At 72.5% G+C, this 18703-nt stretch carries 20 protein-coding genes; 4 read left to right on the forward strand and 16 right to left on the reverse strand.

What is annotated here, in order from left to right; genetic code table 11:
* Window positions 1-3: 3 nt before the first annotated feature.
* The 5 genes from ABZ808_RS04005 to ABZ808_RS04025 all read right to left on the reverse strand — a co-directional run bounded on the left by ABZ808_RS04005 (window position 4) and on the right by ABZ808_RS04025 (window position 3853).
* A complete protein-coding gene (locus ABZ808_RS04005) occupies window positions 4-1245 on the reverse strand; it encodes a phage tail sheath subtilisin-like domain-containing protein (protein ID WP_357000572.1) in 1242 nt (413 codons plus the stop codon).
* 23 nt (window positions 1246-1268) lie between these two features.
* Complete coding sequence (locus tag ABZ808_RS04010; RefSeq protein WP_357000575.1) at window positions 1269-1967, reverse strand: carboxypeptidase regulatory-like domain-containing protein; 699 nt, start codon at window positions 1965-1967, stop codon at window positions 1269-1271.
* Window positions 1964-2572 carry a glycine zipper family protein gene (locus ABZ808_RS04015; protein ID WP_357000578.1) on the reverse strand — a complete coding sequence of 203 codons (609 nt, stop codon included), beginning with the start codon at window positions 2570-2572 and terminating at the stop codon, window positions 1964-1966. Before ABZ808_RS04015 ends, ABZ808_RS04010 begins: the two co-directional genes overlap by 4 nt.
* 11 nt (window positions 2573-2583) lie before the next feature.
* Entirely contained in the window at window positions 2584-2928 is a 345-nt protein-coding gene (locus ABZ808_RS04020) for a hypothetical protein (protein WP_357000581.1), read from the reverse strand.
* 145 nt (window positions 2929-3073) lie between these two features.
* Complete coding sequence (locus ABZ808_RS04025; RefSeq protein ID WP_357000584.1) at window positions 3074-3853, reverse strand: DUF3153 domain-containing protein; 780 nt, start codon at window positions 3851-3853, stop codon at window positions 3074-3076.
* Window positions 3854-4055: 202 nt separating this feature from the next.
* Here ABZ808_RS04025 and ABZ808_RS04030 point away from each other — a divergent pair, with 202 nt between their 5' ends.
* Window positions 4056-4472, forward strand: coding sequence for an NUDIX domain-containing protein (locus tag ABZ808_RS04030; RefSeq protein WP_357002736.1), 417 nt, complete (start codon window positions 4056-4058; stop codon window positions 4470-4472).
* Window positions 4473-4673: 201 nt separating this feature from the next.
* Here the strand turns inward: ABZ808_RS04030 and ABZ808_RS04035 are convergent, their stop codons facing one another.
* Window positions 4674-5663: a LacI family DNA-binding transcriptional regulator gene (locus ABZ808_RS04035; protein WP_357000586.1), complete on the reverse strand. Its 990-nt coding sequence runs from the start codon at window positions 5661-5663 to the stop codon at window positions 4674-4676.
* A 206-nt stretch (window positions 5664-5869) separates the two neighbouring features.
* Between ABZ808_RS04035 and ABZ808_RS04040 the strand changes: the two genes are divergently transcribed.
* Window positions 5870-7090 (forward strand): MFS transporter, encoded by a 1221-nt coding sequence (locus tag ABZ808_RS04040; RefSeq protein WP_357002738.1) that lies wholly within the window; start codon window positions 5870-5872, stop codon window positions 7088-7090.
* A 73-nt stretch (window positions 7091-7163) separates the two neighbouring features.
* Window positions 7164-8060: an aldo/keto reductase gene (locus tag ABZ808_RS04045; RefSeq protein WP_357000589.1), complete on the forward strand. Its 897-nt coding sequence runs from the start codon at window positions 7164-7166 to the stop codon at window positions 8058-8060.
* 106 nt (window positions 8061-8166) lie between these two features.
* On the opposite strand, the gene helR is transcribed toward ABZ808_RS04045, so the two are convergent.
* The 4 genes from helR to ABZ808_RS04065 form a co-directional block, all read right to left on the reverse strand.
* Window positions 8167-10350, reverse strand: coding sequence for an RNA polymerase recycling motor ATPase HelR (helR, locus tag ABZ808_RS04050; protein WP_357000592.1), 2184 nt, complete (start codon window positions 10348-10350; stop codon window positions 8167-8169).
* Window positions 10351-10477: 127 nt separating this feature from the next.
* Window positions 10478-10966 (reverse strand): hypothetical protein, encoded by a 489-nt coding sequence (locus tag ABZ808_RS04055; protein ID WP_357000594.1) that lies wholly within the window; start codon window positions 10964-10966, stop codon window positions 10478-10480.
* Between the two features lie 69 nt (window positions 10967-11035).
* Window positions 11036-11749, reverse strand: coding sequence for a hypothetical protein (locus ABZ808_RS04060; protein ID WP_357000597.1), 714 nt, complete (start codon window positions 11747-11749; stop codon window positions 11036-11038).
* Entirely contained in the window at window positions 11742-12323 is a 582-nt protein-coding gene (locus ABZ808_RS04065) for an RNA polymerase sigma factor (protein ID WP_357000600.1), read from the reverse strand. The genes ABZ808_RS04060 and ABZ808_RS04065 overlap by 8 nt, the downstream gene beginning before the upstream one ends.
* A 119-nt stretch (window positions 12324-12442) precedes the next feature.
* Here ABZ808_RS04065 and ABZ808_RS04070 point away from each other — a divergent pair, with 119 nt between their 5' ends.
* Window positions 12443-12778, forward strand: a complete 336-nt coding sequence (locus tag ABZ808_RS04070) for a hypothetical protein (protein ID WP_357000603.1) — start codon at window positions 12443-12445, stop codon at window positions 12776-12778.
* A gap of 66 nt (window positions 12779-12844) precedes the next feature.
* Here the strand turns inward: ABZ808_RS04070 and ABZ808_RS04075 are convergent, their stop codons facing one another.
* From ABZ808_RS04075 to ABZ808_RS04100, 6 genes are all read right to left on the reverse strand, one after another.
* Window positions 12845-15004 carry an FtsX-like permease family protein gene (locus ABZ808_RS04075; RefSeq protein WP_357000606.1) on the reverse strand — a complete coding sequence of 720 codons (2160 nt, stop codon included), beginning with the start codon at window positions 15002-15004 and terminating at the stop codon, window positions 12845-12847.
* Window positions 15001-15681, reverse strand: coding sequence for an ABC transporter ATP-binding protein (locus ABZ808_RS04080; RefSeq protein WP_357000609.1), 681 nt, complete (start codon window positions 15679-15681; stop codon window positions 15001-15003). The genes ABZ808_RS04075 and ABZ808_RS04080 overlap by 4 nt, the downstream gene beginning before the upstream one ends.
* A complete protein-coding gene (locus tag ABZ808_RS04085) occupies window positions 15678-16202 on the reverse strand; it encodes a PadR family transcriptional regulator (RefSeq protein WP_357000612.1) in 525 nt (174 codons plus the stop codon). Before ABZ808_RS04085 ends, ABZ808_RS04080 begins: the two co-directional genes overlap by 4 nt.
* A 124-nt stretch (window positions 16203-16326) precedes the next feature.
* A complete protein-coding gene (gene crcB / locus ABZ808_RS04090) occupies window positions 16327-16689 on the reverse strand; it encodes a fluoride efflux transporter CrcB (RefSeq protein ID WP_357000616.1) in 363 nt (120 codons plus the stop codon).
* Entirely contained in the window at window positions 16686-17162 is a 477-nt protein-coding gene (locus ABZ808_RS04095; RefSeq protein WP_357000619.1) for a CrcB family protein, read from the reverse strand. The genes crcB and ABZ808_RS04095 overlap by 4 nt, the downstream gene beginning before the upstream one ends.
* A 354-nt stretch (window positions 17163-17516) precedes the next feature.
* Window positions 17517-18275: a class I SAM-dependent methyltransferase gene (locus ABZ808_RS04100; protein WP_357000622.1), complete on the reverse strand. Its 759-nt coding sequence runs from the start codon at window positions 18273-18275 to the stop codon at window positions 17517-17519.
* Window positions 18276-18703: the final 428 nt, after the last annotated feature.

An 18703-nucleotide genomic window follows, 5' to 3' on the forward strand; every position in this document is an offset into this window, starting at 1 on the left:
AGGTCAGCCTCCGATCGTCTCGGTCTCGGTGCCGCCGGCCCACTGGCTCAGCTTGAACACCACGAATTCCGCGGGCTTGACGACGGCGATGCCGATGTGGGCGATGACCATGCCCGCGTCGCGTACGTCCGGCGGGTTGGTCTCCTCGTCGCACTTGACGAAGAACGCCTCCTCGGGGCTGCGCCCGAGCAGCGCGCCGTCACGCCACACCCGGGTGAGGAACGCCCCGATGTCGCGTCGGATCGAGCGCCAGAGCGTGAAGTCGTTCGGTTCGAAGACCATCCAGCGGGTGCCGTTGGCGATGGCCTGCTCGATGGCGATGCTGAGCCGACGTACGTTGAGGTAGCGCCACTCGCTGGCCTCGGCGGCGAGCGTACGGGCGCCCCAGACGCGGATGCCCTCGCCGGCGAAGTAGCGGATCACGTTGACGCCCTTGGGGTTGAGCACGTCGTGCTCGGGTCGGGTGACCAGGTAGCCCAGGTCGACGGCGCCGCGCACCGGCTCGTTGGCCGGTGCCTTGTGCACGCCGCGCAGGGCGTCGGTGCGGGCCCAGATGCCGGCGAGGTGCCCGCTCGGCGGGGTGAGTTCCAACTCCCCGCTGATCGGGTCGCGCACCCGCAGCCAGGGGTAGTAGAACGCGCCGAACTCGGACTGCCGGGGCCGGTACGCCGCCCCCTCCGCGCCACCCGAGCCAGCAGAGCCCCCCGAGCCAGCAGAGCCCGTACCCTCGGCGGGTTTCGGGGGTTTGCCGGAGGACGGCGTGGCGACCTTGGTCAGCGCGGCGATGTCGTCGATGTCGGGAGCCGGATCGCAGATCGCCACCATGGTGCGGGTCCGCTCGGCCATGCTGAGCAGGGCCTCGTGGGACACCACGTCGTGGAAACCGGGCGCGGCGATGATGGAGATCTCGTCGACCGCCTCCAGCAGTTGCAGGCCGGCGCGGCGCTGGCCGGTGCCGGTGATGGCGCCGCCCTCGCCGACGTTTACCACCCAGCAACGAGCGCCGCCGTTGTCCAGGAAGCCGAAGACGGCTCGCGCCAGTGGGGTGCTCTCGGTCTGGTCCCCGTCGGCGAAGAGCCGCAGGAACTCGGTCCAGTTGTTGACCGGCACCGCCCTGCCCAGTTGGGCGGTGCGGTTCGGGGCGACGCCGACGAACGCGGCGATGCTGGTGCTCGCCGGTCCGATCGGTCGGGCGCCGCTGGGGACCTCCTCGACGTAGATGCCGGGGGAGAAGTAGCTGGGCATCGGTCCTCCTGTGCGGGTGAGCGTCAGTGGGTCGGTGGCGCGCAGACGATGACGATGTCGTCCTCGCCCGCGTCGACGTCGGCGGTGAGCACGAGCCCGCGCCCGCTCAGTCGGAGCCGTACCGGCGCGGGGTGTTCGGGGTCGTGCGGCACCCCGCCGATGCGGAACCGGCCGTCGGGGCCGGTGCGGACGGCGGACGCCGTGGCGGGCAGTTCGACGCGCATGGCGGCAAGGGGTTGGTCCTCGGGGCCGACCACCCGGCCGGTGAGCGTGCGGACCTCCAGCTGGCGCAGCCGCAGCGGTTGCAGGACCGGCGGCGCGGCCGGCGTCGGGTGGTCCACCTGTGCCGGTACGTCGATCAGCAGCGCCGGGCGGGGCGCGGCGCCGAACGCGCTCCACAGCGGAGCGTCGCCGGCCTCCAACACCACCGGGTACCTGCCGTCACTGGTCGCGGCGGTGAGCACCCGATCCAGTCGGGGCAGCCCGGCCGGCCCGCTCACGCAGAGCAGGTAGCGGACCGTGAACCGGTACGGCTCGCGGACCACGCCGCTGGAGCGGGTCTGCCGGGCCGGGCGCAGGTCGAGGGGCCAGAGGGTGAGCCCGGCGGCGTCGCCGTCGGTGCGGGGCGGGCCGATCGGGACGGGTTCCCCCGCCGCGCTGGTCAGCCAGGCGGCCAGCTCGGCGGTGGCCGTCTCGATCGGTCCGCGCCCGTCGGTGCTCATCGCGGCGGCGTCCCCTGGATCCGGTACGCGATGGCCTCGTTCCACACGTGCGGGTAGACGCCGATCTCGAAGTAGCGGGTGAAGCGGTTGATCGGCGCGTTGGTGTGGTCGTGGTAGAGCAGCCAGACCGGTGCGATGGTGAACAGCACGTAGTTGGCCAGCACCAGCGGGATGTAGAGCGGGCCGAGCAGGCGGCCCTGGAAGATGTGCACGTCCTCGTGCCGTTGGATGCCGGAGCTGGAGCCGGCGCAGACGGTGCCGATGGTGGTGGCGTAGCGGGGCGAGACCCCCTCCACCACGCTGACCCGGCCGCTGCCGGCCGAGGTGGGCCGGTCCAGCGAGTGCCCGAAGATCAGGTGCACGGCCAGGTAGATGGCCCCGACGACCGTGTTGGGCAGGCTCCACGTGTGGTCGACGACGAAGAGGAAGATGCCGCGGGCGTCCGGCGCGTACACCCCGGCGGAGGCGACCGCCCAGCCGAACACCGCGCCGACCAGCAGGCCCACGACGGCGCCGATGAGCAGCCCGATCGGGCCGCCGGCCAGGAGACCGAACAGGGCGCCCAGGATGACCTGGAGCGCCGCGCTGATGATTCCGAAGATCATGATGACACTCCTCAGACCCAGGAGCGGAAGACACGGGGCTCGCGACCCTGCGCGAGCTGGGTTGGCGACGCCTGGGTCGCCTGCCGGTTGCCGGGCGGGATCTGGTTGACGCCGAGCGCGGCCGAGAAGATCACCAGCGCGTTGAAGAACGCGATGATCCACTTCTCGCCGCCGGCGTCGTCCGCGAACGCCGCGGTCACATAGGACAACAGCAGCGCGATGCCGATGGCGATCCACTTGCGGGCCTTGTCCCCGCTGGGACCGATCAGCCCGCCGATGACGTTGGTGGCCAGCAGGGTGGCGGCGCTCGCGCCGGCCAGACTGCCGAGGGCGGCCCAGGTGAAGAGATCGTTCACGGCGATCCCCCTTTTCTGCGATGGTGCGACCGGGATGTGGTGGTGGTGAGGTCCGGTGCTCCCGGTTGGGAGCACCGACGCCGGTCGCCGTCGTCGCGGGGCGGCCGGGGCCGGGCGCGGCCGGCAGAGCCGGCCACCGAGTGGATCAGCCGGGCGGCCCCGACGAGGTCGGGCCGGAGGCGGGCGGCGTGGTCGGGGCGCCGGCGGCCGGCGCCGTCGGGCGTCGGCGTCGCAGCAGGAGTACGCCCACCGCGGCGAGCACCAGCACCAGGAGTACGCCGCCGACGATCAGCAGCCACGGGAACCCGCCTGCGTCGGCGGCGGCGACCGGCGAGCCCGAGGGTCGGGGCGGCGCCTCGGCGACGGCACGCAGCTCGGTCGGCTTGTCCTGGTTGGAGTCCACCTTCCAGGTGACCGACCGGCCGTTGACGGTGCCATTGGTGTCGATCACCCGGCCGGGAAATGTCACCGAGATCTCGAACGACATCAACTTGAGGAAGGCCTGCTGCTGCTGGGGATTCTGCTGGGCTATTTTCCCGCCGTATTTCTTCGGGTCGAGCGACAACGTGAAACGGTAGAAATCGCCATCCCGCACCAGTTTGACGCTGTCGCTGTCGAAGCCCGCCAGCGGCGCCCGGTGATAACTGATCTGGGTGCCGAAGAGTTTGTTGTCCTCGTAGCCGGTCTCCTCGCCGGGCGGCAGCGCGGGAATGTTCTGCCGCAGCTCCGCGAAGGCCGCCGGGATGTTCTTGTTCCGGGAGCTGAGCAGGGATTTCTGCGCGGTCAGCAGGAGCTGCCCGTCGACCGTGTCGTCGGCGTTCACGGTGAGACCCATGCTGAGTTGCATGCAGCCGCTCAGAGCGGCGAGAAGAAGGAGGCACACCGCGACGCGGAGTGCCTTACCGCGGTTGACTCTCCTGTTCATGGAGTCAGTGTGTGTGATCGCTTTCACCATGAGCAGTCAGCGATCAGTCACAACGCAGTCGCCGATCTTACCGGTGGGCTGTCACATTAGGATGAGGTCGATCCCAGCGCGAATGGCTATTCTGGAGTTTTGGGCCCAGCGCCGTTTCAGATCGCCGTTTCGACCCTCGGGGCACCCGCTGGCATAGGCTGCGGGGGTGCTCATGAACGCGTGTGTGCTACTGGTGGATCCCGACGGGCGGGTGCTGCTGCAACTGCGCGACGGCAACGCCGCCTTCTACCCGAACGTCTGGGGATTGCCCGGTGGCTACGGCGAGGCGGGGGAGACCCCGCAGCAGGCCGCCGAGCGGGAGCTGTGGGAGGAGACCGGCCTACGCGCCGACGGTCCGCTACGCCCGCTCGCCGTGCAGTCGCTGACCGAGCTGGGCCTGGAGGTGCACTACTTCGTCGGCAGCACCCACGCCCGGCAGGAGGACGTGGTGCTCGGCGAGGGCGCGGCGATGCTCTTCGTGCCCGGTGATGAGGTTCTCGACGGTCGCCCCTACACGCCGGGCACCGTCGAGGTGCTGACCCGGTTCCTCACCTCACCCGAGTACGCCGACACAACCCCCGCCAGCTAAGCCCACGCGCGTGCCCCCCGCGCGCCGCCCCGTGCCCCCGCGCGCCGCGCCCCGCCCCGCGCGCCCCGCCCCGCCCCGCCCCCCTCGCGCGTCGATCATGGAGTTGTGGTGGGCGATTGAGGCTGATGCACGGCTTTTGCGAGGCACCACAACTCCATGATCGACCGGGCCGGGTGGGCCGGGGGAGGGGGACTGTTGGCGTCAGGCGCTGGCTCGGGCCACCAGGGCGGACGGGAAGACGGTCACCGGTGCGGCCGGGCGGCTGTCCAGCACTGCGATGGCCGCGGCGGTGGCGATCCGCCCCACCGGGTGACTCGCGGTGGTCAGCGCCGGGGTGGTCAGGCCGGCCAACGGAATGTCGTCGAAGCCGGCCACCGCGACGTCGCCGGGCACGCGTACCCCGCCGCCGCGCAGCGCCGCGATCACCCCGAGGGCGGTCTCGTCGCTGATCGCGTAGATCGCGTCGAGGTCCGGCCAGCGGCGCATCGCCTCGTTGGCCGCCACCCGGCCACGCGCGGCGGTGAAGTCACCGGGCAGCACCCGCTCCGGCAGGCCGGCCTGGTGCATCAACCGGCGGTACGCCGCCACCGGGCGCTGGGAGCACGGGAGCCATTGGGGGCCGGTCACCATGGCGATCCGGCGGCAGCCCGTGGCGTACAGGTGGCGCAGCACGTCGCCGGCGCCGCTGGCGTTGTCGACGTCGAACGACGGGACGGTGGCCGAGCCGATGCCGATCGAGACCACCCGGCCGCGCAGCGATCGTGGCACGGCGGCCAGCAGATCCTCGGTGGTGTTGACCAGCACCACGCCGCACACGCTGCGGTCCCCGGCGAGTTGGTCGAGGGGCCTCCGCTCGCCGAGCGGCAACCAGTGCAGTGCCACCCCGACGCCGGCTGGCCCGCAGACCCGGGCGGCCGATCCGACGACCCGGTGGACGTACGGGTCGTCCAGCACCGCTTCGCTGGTCCCCGCGACTGCCACCACCAGTCGTACGCCGCCGCCCCGGACCAGCGCTCGGGCGGCCGGGTTGGGCACGTAGCCGAGCTGGTCGACGGCCACCGCCACCCTTTCCCGGGCGGCCGGCGAGGCGAACCCGGTCCCGGCGATCACCCGCGAGGCCGTGGACCGGGACACCCCGGCGATGCGAGCGACGTCCTCCAGGGTGGCCGGTCGGTGTGCCGCTGTCGTCATCGTGCCCTCCCCGTGGTCGCCGTCCGGGTGAACGTACGCCTGCCAGGAATCATCCCCGGCCGTGGCGTCCCTGGTAAGGGGCCGTAACCCGCTTGTGGTGGTAGCGCTCTCAGGTGTGCGATCGTGCAAGAAGATCGCCCCCCGAGGAAGAGGAACCACCCCACGTGAGCGCCCCCACCAGCTCAACTGTCGCCCCGGACACCGACCTGCCGTCGAGGGTCGTCCGGCTCGCCCGCAACGGTGTGGCCGTGACCTTCACCCTGAACGGCCTGGCTGTCGGCAGCTGGTTCTCCCGGGTGCCGGCGGTCCGCGAGGCGTTGGATCTCTCCGCCGGCCGGCTCGGTCTGCTGCTGCTGGCGATGAGCGTCGGCGCGCTGCTCGCCATGCCCACGGCTGGCCTGCTCGCCCAGCGTCTCGGCCCGGCCCGCACCGTGACGCTCGCCACGGTGCTGGTGGCGGTCGGCCTGACCGTGGCCGGGCTGGGCGCGACGGTCGCCGGGTCGGTGGTCGTCGTCGCGGTGGGGCTGCTCTTCTTCGGCTACGGCTCCGGCGCCTGCGACGTGGCGATGAACGTGGAGGGCGTGGCGGTCGAGCGACGGTTGGGGCGTACCATCCTGCCTCGTTTCCACGCGGCGTGGAGCCTCGGGTCGGTGGCCGGCGCAGGGCTCGGCGCCGGGGCGGCCCGCCTGGACGTGGCGGTCGGCGCGCATCTCTGCGCGGTGGCGGTGGTGGTGTTGACCGGCACCCTGCTCGCCACACGGACGTACCTGCCGCAGTCGGTGCACGATCCGGTCGGCGACCCGGCGGACGCCACCCCGGCAGGCCGTCGCCGGGCGCAACTCGCCGCGTGGCGGGAGCCCCGTACCCTGCTGATCGGGCTGTTCGTGCTGGTCGCGGCGTTCACCGAAGGCGCTGCGAACGACTGGCTGGCGGTCGCGTTCGTGGATGGCCGGGACATGAGCGAGGCGGCGGGAGCGGCCGTCTTCGGTGTCTTCGTCGTCGGCATGACCCTGGGGCGCACCGCGGGCACCGTCGCGCTGGACCGGTGGGGTCGCGTGCCGGTGCTCAGCGGCACGATCGGGCTCGCCGTGCTCGGCGCGGGCCTGGCGGTGCTGGCCGGCTCGGGGCCGGTGGCGATCGTCGGTGTCGCGTTGTGGGGCCTCGGCGCGTCGCTGGGCTTCCCGGTCGGCATGAGTGCGGCAGCCGACGAGGAGGCGCACGCACCGGTGCGGGTCAGCGTGGTCGCGGTGATCGGCTACACGGCGTTCCTGGCCGGCCCGCCGCTGCTGGGGCTGCTCGGCGACCACGTGGGCATGTTGCGCGCGCTGCTGGTGGTGCCGTTGCTGCTGCTGCCGACCCTGTTGCTGGTGCCGGTGCTACGTCCGTCGCACACCGCCGAGCCGGCCCGCCCTACCCCCAAAATCTAACCCGGCCGGCAGCTCAGCGGTATCGGGTGCGCGGCCGACTGCGGGCCGCGCCCCGGCTCGCTACGGTCGCCCGGTGCCAATCGAGGAGATCACCGCCGCCGCGGCGGGCAGCTGGACCCTGGGCGACCGCACGGTCCACCGGATGGGCTTCGGCTCCATGCGGATCACCGCGAACCCCGACCGGGACCGGGCCGTCGCCCTGCTGCGCCGCGCCGTGGAGCTGGGCGTCAACCACATCGACACCGCCGCCTTCTACGTCTCGCCGGGCGGGACGCTGCGGGTGGGCACCGGGCCGGCCCGGTACGCCACCGAGCTGATCCGTGCGGCGCTCTCCCCGTACCCGGAGGATCTGGCGATCGCCACCAAGGTCGGCTTCGGGTACGACCCGGTGGAGGGCTTCACCGAGGCGTACACCTCGGCGCAGTTGCGTGCCCAGGTCGAGGAGAACCTGCGCCGGCTCGGCCGCGACCACCTGGACGTGGTCAACCTGCGGCTCGGCCGGGGGGTCGGCCCGGTGCCGTTGGCCGATCGTTTCGGCGCGCTGGCCGAGCTGCGCGCCGCCGGGCTGATCCGGCACCTCGGGCTCTCCAACGTCCGGCCCGAGCAGCTGGACGAGGTGGCGGGCATCGCGCCGGTGGTCTGCGTGCAGAACAACTACGGCGTGGACGCCTACCGGGAGCAGGACGCGTTCGTGCGGCTCTGCGGTGAGCGGGGGATCGCCTACGTGCCGTTCTTCGCGGTGGCCGGCACCGGCCGGGAGGCGGGCGCGAGCGCCGAGCAGGGCGAGGCCGTGGAAGCCGTCGCGCGAGCCCACGGCGTCACCCCGCACCAGGTACGCCTGGCCTGGACCCTCCACCAGGGCCCCCACGTGCTGGCCATCCCCGGCACCAACAACCCGAAACACCTGGAGGCCAACATCGCCGCCGCCAACCTCAACCTGACAAAAGAAGACCTAACCCTCCTAACCTGACCCCGCCCCGCCCCGCCCGCCCAACCCCGTCGATCATGAAGTTAGAGCCGTCGAGGCCGGCGTGTCGCGCCGCTAACTTCATGATCAACGGGGGTGGGGCGGGGGCTTAGGGCGAGGTGAGGACGACGAGTTGTTGGGTCGCGCGGGTCATCGCGACGTAGCGGTCGACCGCGCCTTCGACGCCCTCGCCGAACGCGTCGGGGTCGACGAGCACGACCAGGTCGAATTCGAGCCCCTTCGCCAGCTCCGGGGTCAGCGACCGGACGCGGGGCGTCGCCGCGAAGGTGGGATCGCCGATGACGCAGGCGATGCCCTCGGCGTGCGCGGCGAGCCAGGTGTCGAGGACCGAATCCAGATCAACAGCAGATCCGTGTACGACGGGGACGCCGCTGCCGCGGATCGAGGTCGGCACGTTGGCGTCCGGGAGTACGGCCCGGATGACCGGCTCAGCCTCCGCCATGACCTCTTCGGGCGTCCGGTAGTTGATGCTCAGGGTGGCCAGGTTGATCCGGTCCAGCCCGATCCGTTCGAGCCGTTCCCGCCACGACTCAGTGAACCCGTGCCGGGCCTGGGCGCGGTCCCCGACGATGGTGAAGCTCCGCGACGGGCAGCGCAGCAGCAGCATCTGCCACTCGGCGTCGGTCAACTCCTGGGCCTCGTCCACGACGATGTGTGCGAACGGGCCGGCGAGCAGGTCCGGTTCGACGCTGGGCAGCGCGGCCTCGTCGACCAGGGCGTCCTGGAGGTCCAGTTGGCGCAGGCTCGACAGCACACCTTCACCGTCGTCGTACGCGTGGGCTTCGATCAGGTCGTCGACGACCTCGGCCATGCGTTCGCGTTCGACGGCGATGGTGGCGTCGTGCCGGTGCTGGCGTCCGGACGCCTCCCGGTCGCCGAGCCGCTGCCGTGCCGCGTCCAGCAGCGGCAGGTCGGACACCGTCCAGGCTCGGGCGTCGCCGCGCTGGAGCGTGCGGACCTCGTCGGTGCTGAGCCAGGGAGCGCATCTGCGCAGGTAGGCGGGCACTGACCACAGGTCTCCGACGAGGTCGGCCGCGTCGAGCAGCGGCCACGCGCGGTTGAAGGCCGTCCGCAGCTCCCGGTTGCGCGACAGCGACCCGCGGACCAGGCCCTCCGGCTCGTCGCCGTCGTACTTGTCCAGCAGGATCGTGAGTAGCGCCTCCCAGATCTCGTCCCGCGCCTCGTTGTGCGGCGTGCCAGGACCCGGCGCCTCGAACGCCTCGGCCCAGTCGTCGGCGCCGAGCCTGAGATCGGCGTCCTCGGTCTCGACCGTCATCGCGGTGGACGGTGGCTCCTCGTAGAACCGGACGGCCGCCTCGATCGCCGTCACCAGCTCCGCGGACGACTTCAGCCGGGCCACGTCGGGGTCGGTCTCGATGGTGGCTCCGACGCCCTCGGGGACCAGGTCCCGCAGGGTGCAGGTCTGCACGTCCTCCTCGCCGAGGCTGGGCAGGACGTCGGCGACGTACGCCAGGTAGGGCTGGTGTGGCCCGACGAACAGCACGCCGCCGCGTCGGTGACCGAGGCGCGGGTCGGCGTAGAGGAGGTAGGCGGTGCGGTGCAGCGCGACGACGGTCTTCCCCGTACCCGGCCCGCCGTCGACGACGAGCGCGCCGCTGGATCCGGCGCGGATGATGGCGTCCTGGTCGGCCTGGATGGTGCTCAGCACGTCCCGCATCCGGCTCGACCGGCTGCTGCCCAGGCTGGCGATGAAGGCGGACTGGTCGTCGAGCGCGACGTGCCCCTCCAGCCCGTCCGGGGCGAACACCTCGTCCCAGTAGTCGGTGATGCGGCCCAGGGTCCAGCGGTACCGGCGGCGGCTCGCCAGCCCCATCGGGTTGGCGTGGGTCGCCCCGAAGAACGGCTCGGCGGCGGGGGAGCGCCAGTCGAGGAGCAACCGTCGGCCCGTGCTGTCGGTGAGGCCGCGTCGTCCGACGTACACCGGGTCGAGGTTGTCGGCGCTCACCATGCGTCCGAGGCACAGGTCCAGACCGAAGCGCCGCAGCGTCCGCAGCCGGCCGGTCAACCGGCGGACCTCCTGGTCCCGGTCCGATGCCTGCCGGCCCTTGCCGGCGGGCGCCCTGCGCGCGGTGTCGAGGCGGTCGGACAGGTCGGCGAACGCCTGCTCCAGGCTCTCCGCGATGGCCGTGAAGTGGTGCTCGTCGCGGGCGATCAGCGTCGGGTCGGCCTTGGCGCGGAGGCGGTCGGGGAGGTCGAACACGCTTGTGGTCAGCGGCGTGACGTCATCAGCCCGCATTCTTGTGACTCCCATTTCCGCAGGTTATGGCGTTGGCTGGGCAATTCTGGGGGATCACCCGGGTCTTGCCACAAGGCCCAGCCTGCGGTATATGTTGAGAGTGGAAGGGAGTGGGTAGGTACCTCCCTTTTCCTCGACCCGGTCAGGGCAGTTGTTCGGCGTACACCAGGGCCATCGTGTCGGTGTGCCCGGCCCATCGGAGCTCCAGGTGCCAGCAGCCCGCCTGAGGCAGGTCGATGATCGACGGACCGGGGCCGCCCGCGACCTCCCGGGCCACCCTGGTGTCGGTGCCGTCCAGGGTCGCGGTGATCGCCAGCGTGTCGGACGACGTCGGGGCAGGGCGGGGGACCCACAGGATCTTGTTGTTCGACCCGTCCCGCCTGACCTGCGTCAGCGGGTGGCCGAACAGCACGGCCACGATGTCGCCCTTCGCGCCGAACACGTGCGGGACGCGGGCGTCCCCGCTGAACCCGGCGTCCGCCCAGTCCGGCAGGGCCCCGGTCTCGACCCGCGAGCCGCATCCGGCCGACGTGCCGGTGGCCGGAGCGCCGTCCGGCGTGGCTGGCTGGCCGCTCGTGCAGCCCGCCAGCAGGACCGCCGACACCAGCAGGACTCTGCCCCAGGAACCCATCTCGCCCCTCCCGACCAGTGTGGACGTACGTCTCACCAGCACGACACCGGCCGAGCCCGCCAGGTTCCGCTAGCGCAGCGATTCGGCGATCGCGATCGCCTCGGGCCTGGTGAGGTCGCCCTCCAGTCGGTAGCTCACGCCACGGTCCTGCCAGATCAGGGTCGAGGCGGCGAGCCGGCCGGTCTCCGTTCTCACCTGCCCGGTCCGGTCCACATAGGTCAGGGTGTGGGGGCCGTCGACCCACACGGCGAAGTCGCCGTTGACCTGCGTCCACTCCGCCACCGGGCTGCTGGCCTGCTTGTGGAAGGCCAGGTCGAGACGACCATCGAAGGCGTCGATGCGCAGCGCGCCCCCGTCGTACAGCAGCGTCGCCACCCGGTAACTGCCCGCGCCGTCGGGGTCAGCGACCAGCACCCGCTCGGGTACGCCCAGCCCTGCCGGGAGGCGGATGGGGAAGCGCACCGCTCGTTGCGCCTCATCCAGGGCCGCGGTCCGCTGCAACGGCAACGTCGACGGAGTGCCGGTGGGCGGTTCCGGGGCGGGCGACGTGGCGACGGTGACTCCGGCGAAGCGCAGCAGCCCGGTGACGGCGTCGGCGAGGGCGGCCCGTCCCGGCGGCAGCACCGCCACCAGCAGGGCGACGAGCGCCGCGACGGCGTACCGGCGCCACCGGCGTCGACGGGGCGCGGTGAGCTGTGCGCGTACGCGCGCGGTCACGTCGGGCGCGTCGGGTGTCTCCAACCAGGCCGTGAGGTCGCGCAGCTCCCTTTCGAGGTCACCCATGCCGGACCTCCGCACCGTCGAGCAGGCCGCGGAGCTTCGCCAGTGCCCGCGAGGTCCGCGACTTCACCGTGCCCCGGGGCCAGCCCAGCATCGCCACCGTCTCCTCCTCGCTGAGGTCGAGGAGGAACCGGCAGACGATCACCTCGCGATCCCGCTCGGGCAGTTGACGCAGGGCCCCCACCAGCATGACCCGGCGCTCCCCGGCCAGGACCGCGTCGACCGCGTCGTCCCCGGCGATCCCGGACGCCGGGCTCGCCGCCGCGGCCCGCAGGACGAGCCCGTCCCGCCGGTTGCGCGACCGGTGCAGGTTGCGGGTCTCGTTGGCGACGATCGCCAGCAGCCAGGACCGGAAGGACGAATCGCCCCGATAACGGACAAGGCTGCGGTACGCCTTCACGAACGCCTCCTGGATGACGTCCTCGGAGTCCGAGCCCGCGCCGAGCAGCACCGCCGTCCGGTACGCGGACGCGGTGTGCCGGGCGACCAGGAGGTCGTACGCCTCCAGGTCACCTGCCCGAGCGCGGGTGACGAGTACGTCGTCGTCCAGGGGTGCCTCCGGTTGGGTCACACTCATGACACCGCCCGCGCTCCGGAGGTTCCATCCGTGGCTCGACCAGGTCACTCCCACCTGGCGTGCAGCGTATTGCCAGGATTCGGTGGTGCACTGGAGGACGTCGAGGAGAGGGGTGGGGCATGGGCTGGTTCAGTCGACGGTCCCGGGGCACCGAGGCGACCCCGACGAAGCTGGACCGGGAGGCGACCCGGGAGGACCTCGCGGCGCTGGAGGCGTTCGTCACCAGCCGGCAGGGGGTGGAGTTCTACCTGGAGCCGGAGACCACCGCGACCGACACCACAGTGATGGCGATCGCCCACGACGGCGAGTGGATCCGCCGCCGGACCGGCACGCCGCGCGCGGCGGGTGCCATCGCCCGCAAGCACGCGGTGCCGCTCTACGAGGCGGCCCGCACCGGCTATCCGGAGCGGATGCGGGTGTGGAACCGGGCACACCCGGAACGCCACGCCCGCTGAAATCCGGCGGCGGTTGGCCGCCGTCCTCGGCCCGGTGGTCGCTCTCACGACCACCGGGCCCGGCGCTCATTCGCTGCGGGCGGTCTCGGGGCCGGTGATGCTCTCCAACAGCGGCAGGGTGGACGCGATGATGCCGAGACAGGCCGCCAACCCGACGAGCACGATCCCGTAGAAGCCCGGCCCCGGCGCGATGAGCGTGTAGGCCATCTGCGCCCGCAGGAACAGGTGCGCGGCGAGCAGACCCATCCCGACGGCGACCCCGGCGACGGCGAGCATCGGTACGGCGCTCTCCAACGCGACCACCCGACGCAGGACCCGCACCGGTGCGCCGCTGAGGCGCAGCAGGCTGAACGGGCGTCGGCGTTCGGTGAGGCCGCCGATCACGCTGACCGCGAGGCTGCACCCGGCCAGCGCGAGGCTGGTGATGATGGTGACGTTGGCCAGTTGTTCCCAACCGCGCAGCGTGTTGGCGAACTCCGACTCGAAGTCGCCGGGCACGTTCGGTGCCACCCGGAAGGCCGGGAAGGTGGTCTCGAGGACGGTGCGCGTGCGCTCTACGGCGGCGGCGGACCCGTCGGTGCCGACGACGATCGACATCACCGGCAGCCGCTGAAGGTCGCCGAGCGGGACCGACGCGGCCGGCCAGACCCTTGTGGACGACGCCGACTCCCGGAAGGGGACGAGACCCGTCGCCACCTCGGCCACATCCGCGCCGTCGACACACCGGCCGTACGCGCTCGGAAGGTCCGTGCACGCGATCAGGCCGGGCTCGCTGGCGCTCATCATGTCCGGGTTCTCGACGACCGCGGTCGCGTGCCGCACGCCGGTGGCCGCGCGCAGATCCGCGAGCAGTGTGTCGGGCGCCGACGGTGACTTCTCCCCGAAGTACATGGACACGGTGCCCGCCTCTGTCGAGCCGATCGGCGCCGGGCCGCGCTCGGCCACGATCGTGGTGATCGTGCCGACGGCCACGCTCGTGACGAAGAGCGCGAGCATGATTCCGCTGATCGCCCGGAAACCGGCCTTCGGGTTGTCGGCGAGGCGGCGGGCGGCGATGAGGGTGGCGGGGCGGCCGGCGTACCGGGCCATGACGCGGGCGCCGACCATCGTCAACCACGGGCCGGCGAGGACCAGGCCGGCCATGATGAGAAGCAGACCGGGCAGGAAGATGGCCGTCTGGCCGCCGGACGTCTCGGGCCGGTAGCCGAGCGCGAACACCAGCACACCGACGCCGAGCAGGAGCGGGATCAGCCGGTACGCGCTCGGTGCGCCCGGGGTGACCCGGCGGGTGACGCCCAGCGGCGAGATCCGTACCCGGCGCAGGGAGACCTGGGCCGCCACCGCCGCGCCGGCCGGGACGCCGAGCGCGACGAGGAAGACGTCCAGCACGCCCAGCGACATGTCGCTGGGGAAGAACGGCATGCCGGTGAACGGGATGCCGGCGAGTGAGCCCCGGAACGCGGCGAACAGCAGGAAGCCGACGGCGGTGCCGGCGACGGCGGCGGTGGCCGCCTCCACCGCGGCGACCACCGAGATCTGCTTCGGTGTCGCGCCGACCAGACGCATCGCGGCGAAGCGCTGCTCGCGTCGGGCGGCGCTGAGCCGGGTGGCCGTGCCGATGAAGATCAACACCGGGAACAGCAGCCCACCGGCGACCACACCCAGGATGAGGTTCACCGTGGTCTCGGGCAGCGCGGGCGCGTCGCCGACGCTGGTGACCCGCTTGGCGAGGGGCAGCTTGGCGACGGCATCGGGGGTGCCGCCCATGACGACGAGCAGGCTGCCCGGGGAGGCCAGTCCGGCCGGCCCGATGGTGCCGAGGTCGCGCCCCGGATAGCGGTCGCCCAGTTGGTCGGCCGGGTGGGTGGCCAGCAGCTTCTGCATAGAGGGCGAGGCGTAGTACTCCCCGGGACCGGGAGTGGTGGGGATGCCGACCGGGGTGGGCGCGTCCGGACCGGTGGCGGCGACGTCGATCCGGATGATCTGTTTGCCGTGGAAGTAGTCCTCCCGGGTCGACCACCACAGCGGGTCGACGTCGCCGCCGCCCGCCGAGGCGCTGGGATACATCGATGCGTACCGGGTGAGTTGTGTGTTGACGGCGTTGACACCGGCGAGGGTGGTCAGCAGCAGCCCGCTGCCGACCGCCACGGCGGCGGCGATGATGGCCAGCCGGGTGAGCGCCTCGCGGCCACCGGCCACGGCGAGGCGGAGCCCGAAGCCGATCACGAGGCGATCCGGTCCGGCGCGTTCACGCGCCCGTCGCGGACCATGATCTCGCGGTCGGCGTACGCCGCGATCCTGGGTTCGTGGGTGACCAGGATGACCGTGGTGCCCTGCTCGCGGGCGGCGCTGACCAGCAGGTCCATGACCTGCTCGCCGGTGAGCGAGTCGAGCGCGCCGGTCGGCTCGTCGGCGAAGAGCACCCGCGGCTCGGCGACCAGACCGCGGGCGAGGGCGACCCGCTGCGCCTGCCCGCCGGACAGCTCGCCCGAGCGGCGCTGCTCCATGCCGTCCAGGCCGAGGCGCTCGAACCAGATGTACGCCCTGCGCAGCGCCTCCGTCCGGCGTACCCCGCTGAGCAGCAGTGGCAGGGCGACGTTCTCCGCCGCGGTGAGCTCGGGGACGAGCTGGCCGAACTGGAACACGAAGCCGAAGCGGTCCCGACGCAGGCTGCTGCGTGCGGTCTCGGCCAGGGTGTCGACCCGGGCCCCGTCGAAGAGGACCTCCCCGGAGTCGGGCACGAGGATGCCGGCCAGACAGTGCAGCAGGGTCGACTTGCCCGAGCCGCTGGGGCCCATGACGGCGAGGATCTCGCCGGTGTCCACGGCGATGCTGGCACCGCGCAGCGCGGGCGTCCGGCCGAAGGAGAACTCCACGTCGCGTGCTTCGATCACGACGCTCATGGCCGCACCGCCTTTCTCAGGGCGTCCAGTCGGGCGCCGGTCATCTCGATCCACCGGAGGTCCGCCTCCAGGTGGTAGAGGCCGTGGTCGGCGAGCAGCGCGTCGACGAGGCTGCCGGCGCGCTTGATCTCGGTGAGCTCGCGCATCCGCCGCAGGTGCGCGCGACGCTGGGTGTCGAGGTATTCGTCGGCGGGACGGTCCAGCATCAGCGCGAGCACGACCTTGGCGAAGAGCACCGTCTGCAGGTGCGGTTCCGGATCGACCGGCTGGATCAGCCACTGTTCGACCTCGGTCGCACCCCGGTCGGTGATGATGTAGCGCTTGCGGTCGGGGCCGGAGCCGGGTGCGACGTCGCTGATCACCACCTTCCCGTCCCGGGCCAGCCGGCTGAGGGTGGAGTAGACCTGGCCAAACGGCAGCGGCTTGCCCCGCCCGAAGAAGGCGTCGTAGTCGCGCTTCAGGTCGTAGCCGTGGCTGGGCTCCCGTTCGAGGAGGCCGAGAAGGGTCAGTGGCACGCTCATGCCAGGAGACTACACCGAGGGTATACCTCGCGTATATACCTTCGGTGTACGTTGGGCCGCGACGGGTCTCGGGCGTGGGTTGGGTGGGGCGGTCAGTCGGTCAGTCGGTCAGCCGGTCAGTCGGTCAGCCGGTCAGGGCGCGAGCCAGGGCGAAGCCGGCAGTGGCGGCGGCGAGCCCGGCGGCGACACTGACCGACACGTTTGTCAGCGCGAGGAGCCGTCTGCCGGCCTGCGCCAGGCGCAGCGTCTCGTAGCTGAAGGTGGAGTAGGTGGTAAGCGCGCCGCAGAACCCGGTGCCGAGCAACGCGGTGACCGCCGGGCCGGCCGGCAACCCGACGAGTACGCCGAGCAGCAGCGAGCCGACCACGTTGACGGTCAGCGTGCCCCAGGGGAACGCCGAGTCGTGCCGGGACTGCACGGCCCGGTCGGTGAGGTAGCGCAGCGGTGCCCCGACGGCCGCGCCCAGCGCGATGAGCAGGACGCTCATCGGGCTGCCCTGCGCCGCAGCAGTCCGCCGGTGACGGCGTCGCCCAGCCCGACGGCGACGAGCGCCCCGAGCACCGTCGCGGCCAGGTACGCCAACGCGATGCCCGGAGCACCAGCGACCAGCGCCTGCTGGACGTCCACCGCGTAGGTGGAGAACGTGGTGAACCCGCCGAGCACCCCGACCCCGAGGAACGGGCGGGCCAGCGGGTGCCCGCCGCCGAGGTGCCCGAGCACCGCCATCAGCACGCCGATCAGCAGGCAGCCGGACAGGTTGACGCCGAAGGTCGCCCACGGGAAACCGGTCGGCGGGTGCGGGACGGCGTGTTGCAGGCCGGCCCGGGCCAGCGCGCCGAGCACCCCGCCGACCGCGATCGTGGCGAGGATCGTCGCCGGCCGCGCGGTCAACTCCCGCCGGTCGGCGCGGACGCGTAGGTCGACGTCGGGGTCGGTACGCGGCTCGAACGGCTCTGACACGGGGCCTCCCCACCAGCACGGGCATCACTGGCAGGGACCGTTGGCGAGCGACGTCGCGGTTCTCCCGACCTGCGCGGGACGGCGGGCCCCACCGCCGGGAACCACTGCGGTTCCGGGCGTCAGCATATCGCCGCGCCCGCTCAGCGGCGCGCTCGACGGCAGGTCAACGCACGCGGCGGCGTCGTCCGTGCTGCCGTGCCGTCGGTGCTGCTGTGCCGTCGTGCTGCCGTGCGGTGCCGTGCCGCAGTGCTGCGGTGCTGCGGTGCCGCTGTGCCGCTGTGCCGCTGTGCCGCAGTGCCGTCGTGCCCGCGTGCCCGTGCTGCCGTGCTGCCGTGCCGGCGCGACGGCGGCGGCTCAGCGCACGGCCGCGACGGCAGCGTCCGAGCCGCCGCGCCACACCGTTCCGACCTCGGTGAACCCCGCTGCGGTGAGCGCCGTCAGGTGCCAGGACGCCGGAGGGTTCCACTCGGGGCTGTGCCCGCTCGGGTAGATGGCGTGCCGCTGGGCGACCAGCGGGGCCAGCGTCGGGTCCGCGCCGGCCCGCGCCCACCAGTCCGACCAGGACGGCACCGAGCCGGCGGCGTACCGCGCGTTGCGGCGGTCGCGTGCCCGGTCGGCCAGCCGCTTGGTCAGCTCGGGCAGGGTGTCGTCGGGCATGTGGTCGGCGTTGACGAAGATCCCGCCCGGTCGCAGCACGTCGCGGATCTCGCCGTACAGCGCGCCGAGCCGGTCGCCCGGCAGCCAGTGCAGCGCGGTGGCGGTGAGCACGCCGTCGTACTCCCGGTGGGGGAGCGCCGAGCGCCATTCCGGGGTGCCGAGGTCGGCGGTGACAATGGTGGCCCGATCGGCCAGCGAGGCGCCGGCGATGGCGAGCAGCGCCGGGTCCAGATCCAGCAGGGTCACCTCGGCCCCGGGGAAGCGCGCCAAGGCCCGCAGCGAGATGGTGCCGGTGCCGCCGGCCAGGTCGAGCAGGCGTGGCGGCCGGCCATCGAGGACCGCGTCGAGGGCGTCGAGCATCGCGGTGAACCGGTGCTCCCGGTCCGGCATGTACGCCTCCTGCTGGCGGTCCCAGCTCTCCTGCCACGCCCAGGAATCCATCATGTAAGGAGTCATGCCGAACAGGCTAGTTACGTCTCGCGGCAGATGTCCAGAGCTTGTTGCACATAATTTGCAACTGCGAGAGACTGGCAACGCGATGATCAGAGGTGCGCCGGGTCGGTCATCCGCCCGGCCCGGCGCACCGCGCATTCCCGGGTCAGGTTGCCCGGTCGACGGAGGTCCCGAGCGGCGTCGCCGGTCGACGCCCTGCCGCCTGCCGCCACCCGGCCCGGCCCGGTACCCCGGCTCCGGCCCGCTACCCCGGCCCGCCTCGCTACCCCGGCCCGACCCGCTGCCCGCTGGCCCGTCCGGCCGTCCGGCGACCAACGGCAGGCCGGCTGAACGGCCGGCCGCGCCTGGTCGGCACCGTCCGGCCACCCGGTGATCGACTCCATGTCGCCGACATGGGGGTATCCGAGCGCCCGGTTACCCCCATGTCGGCG

It is taken from the genome of Micromonospora sp. NPDC047527, from assembly GCF_040643015.1.
GTDB lineage: Bacteria > Actinomycetota > Actinomycetes > Mycobacteriales > Micromonosporaceae > Micromonospora.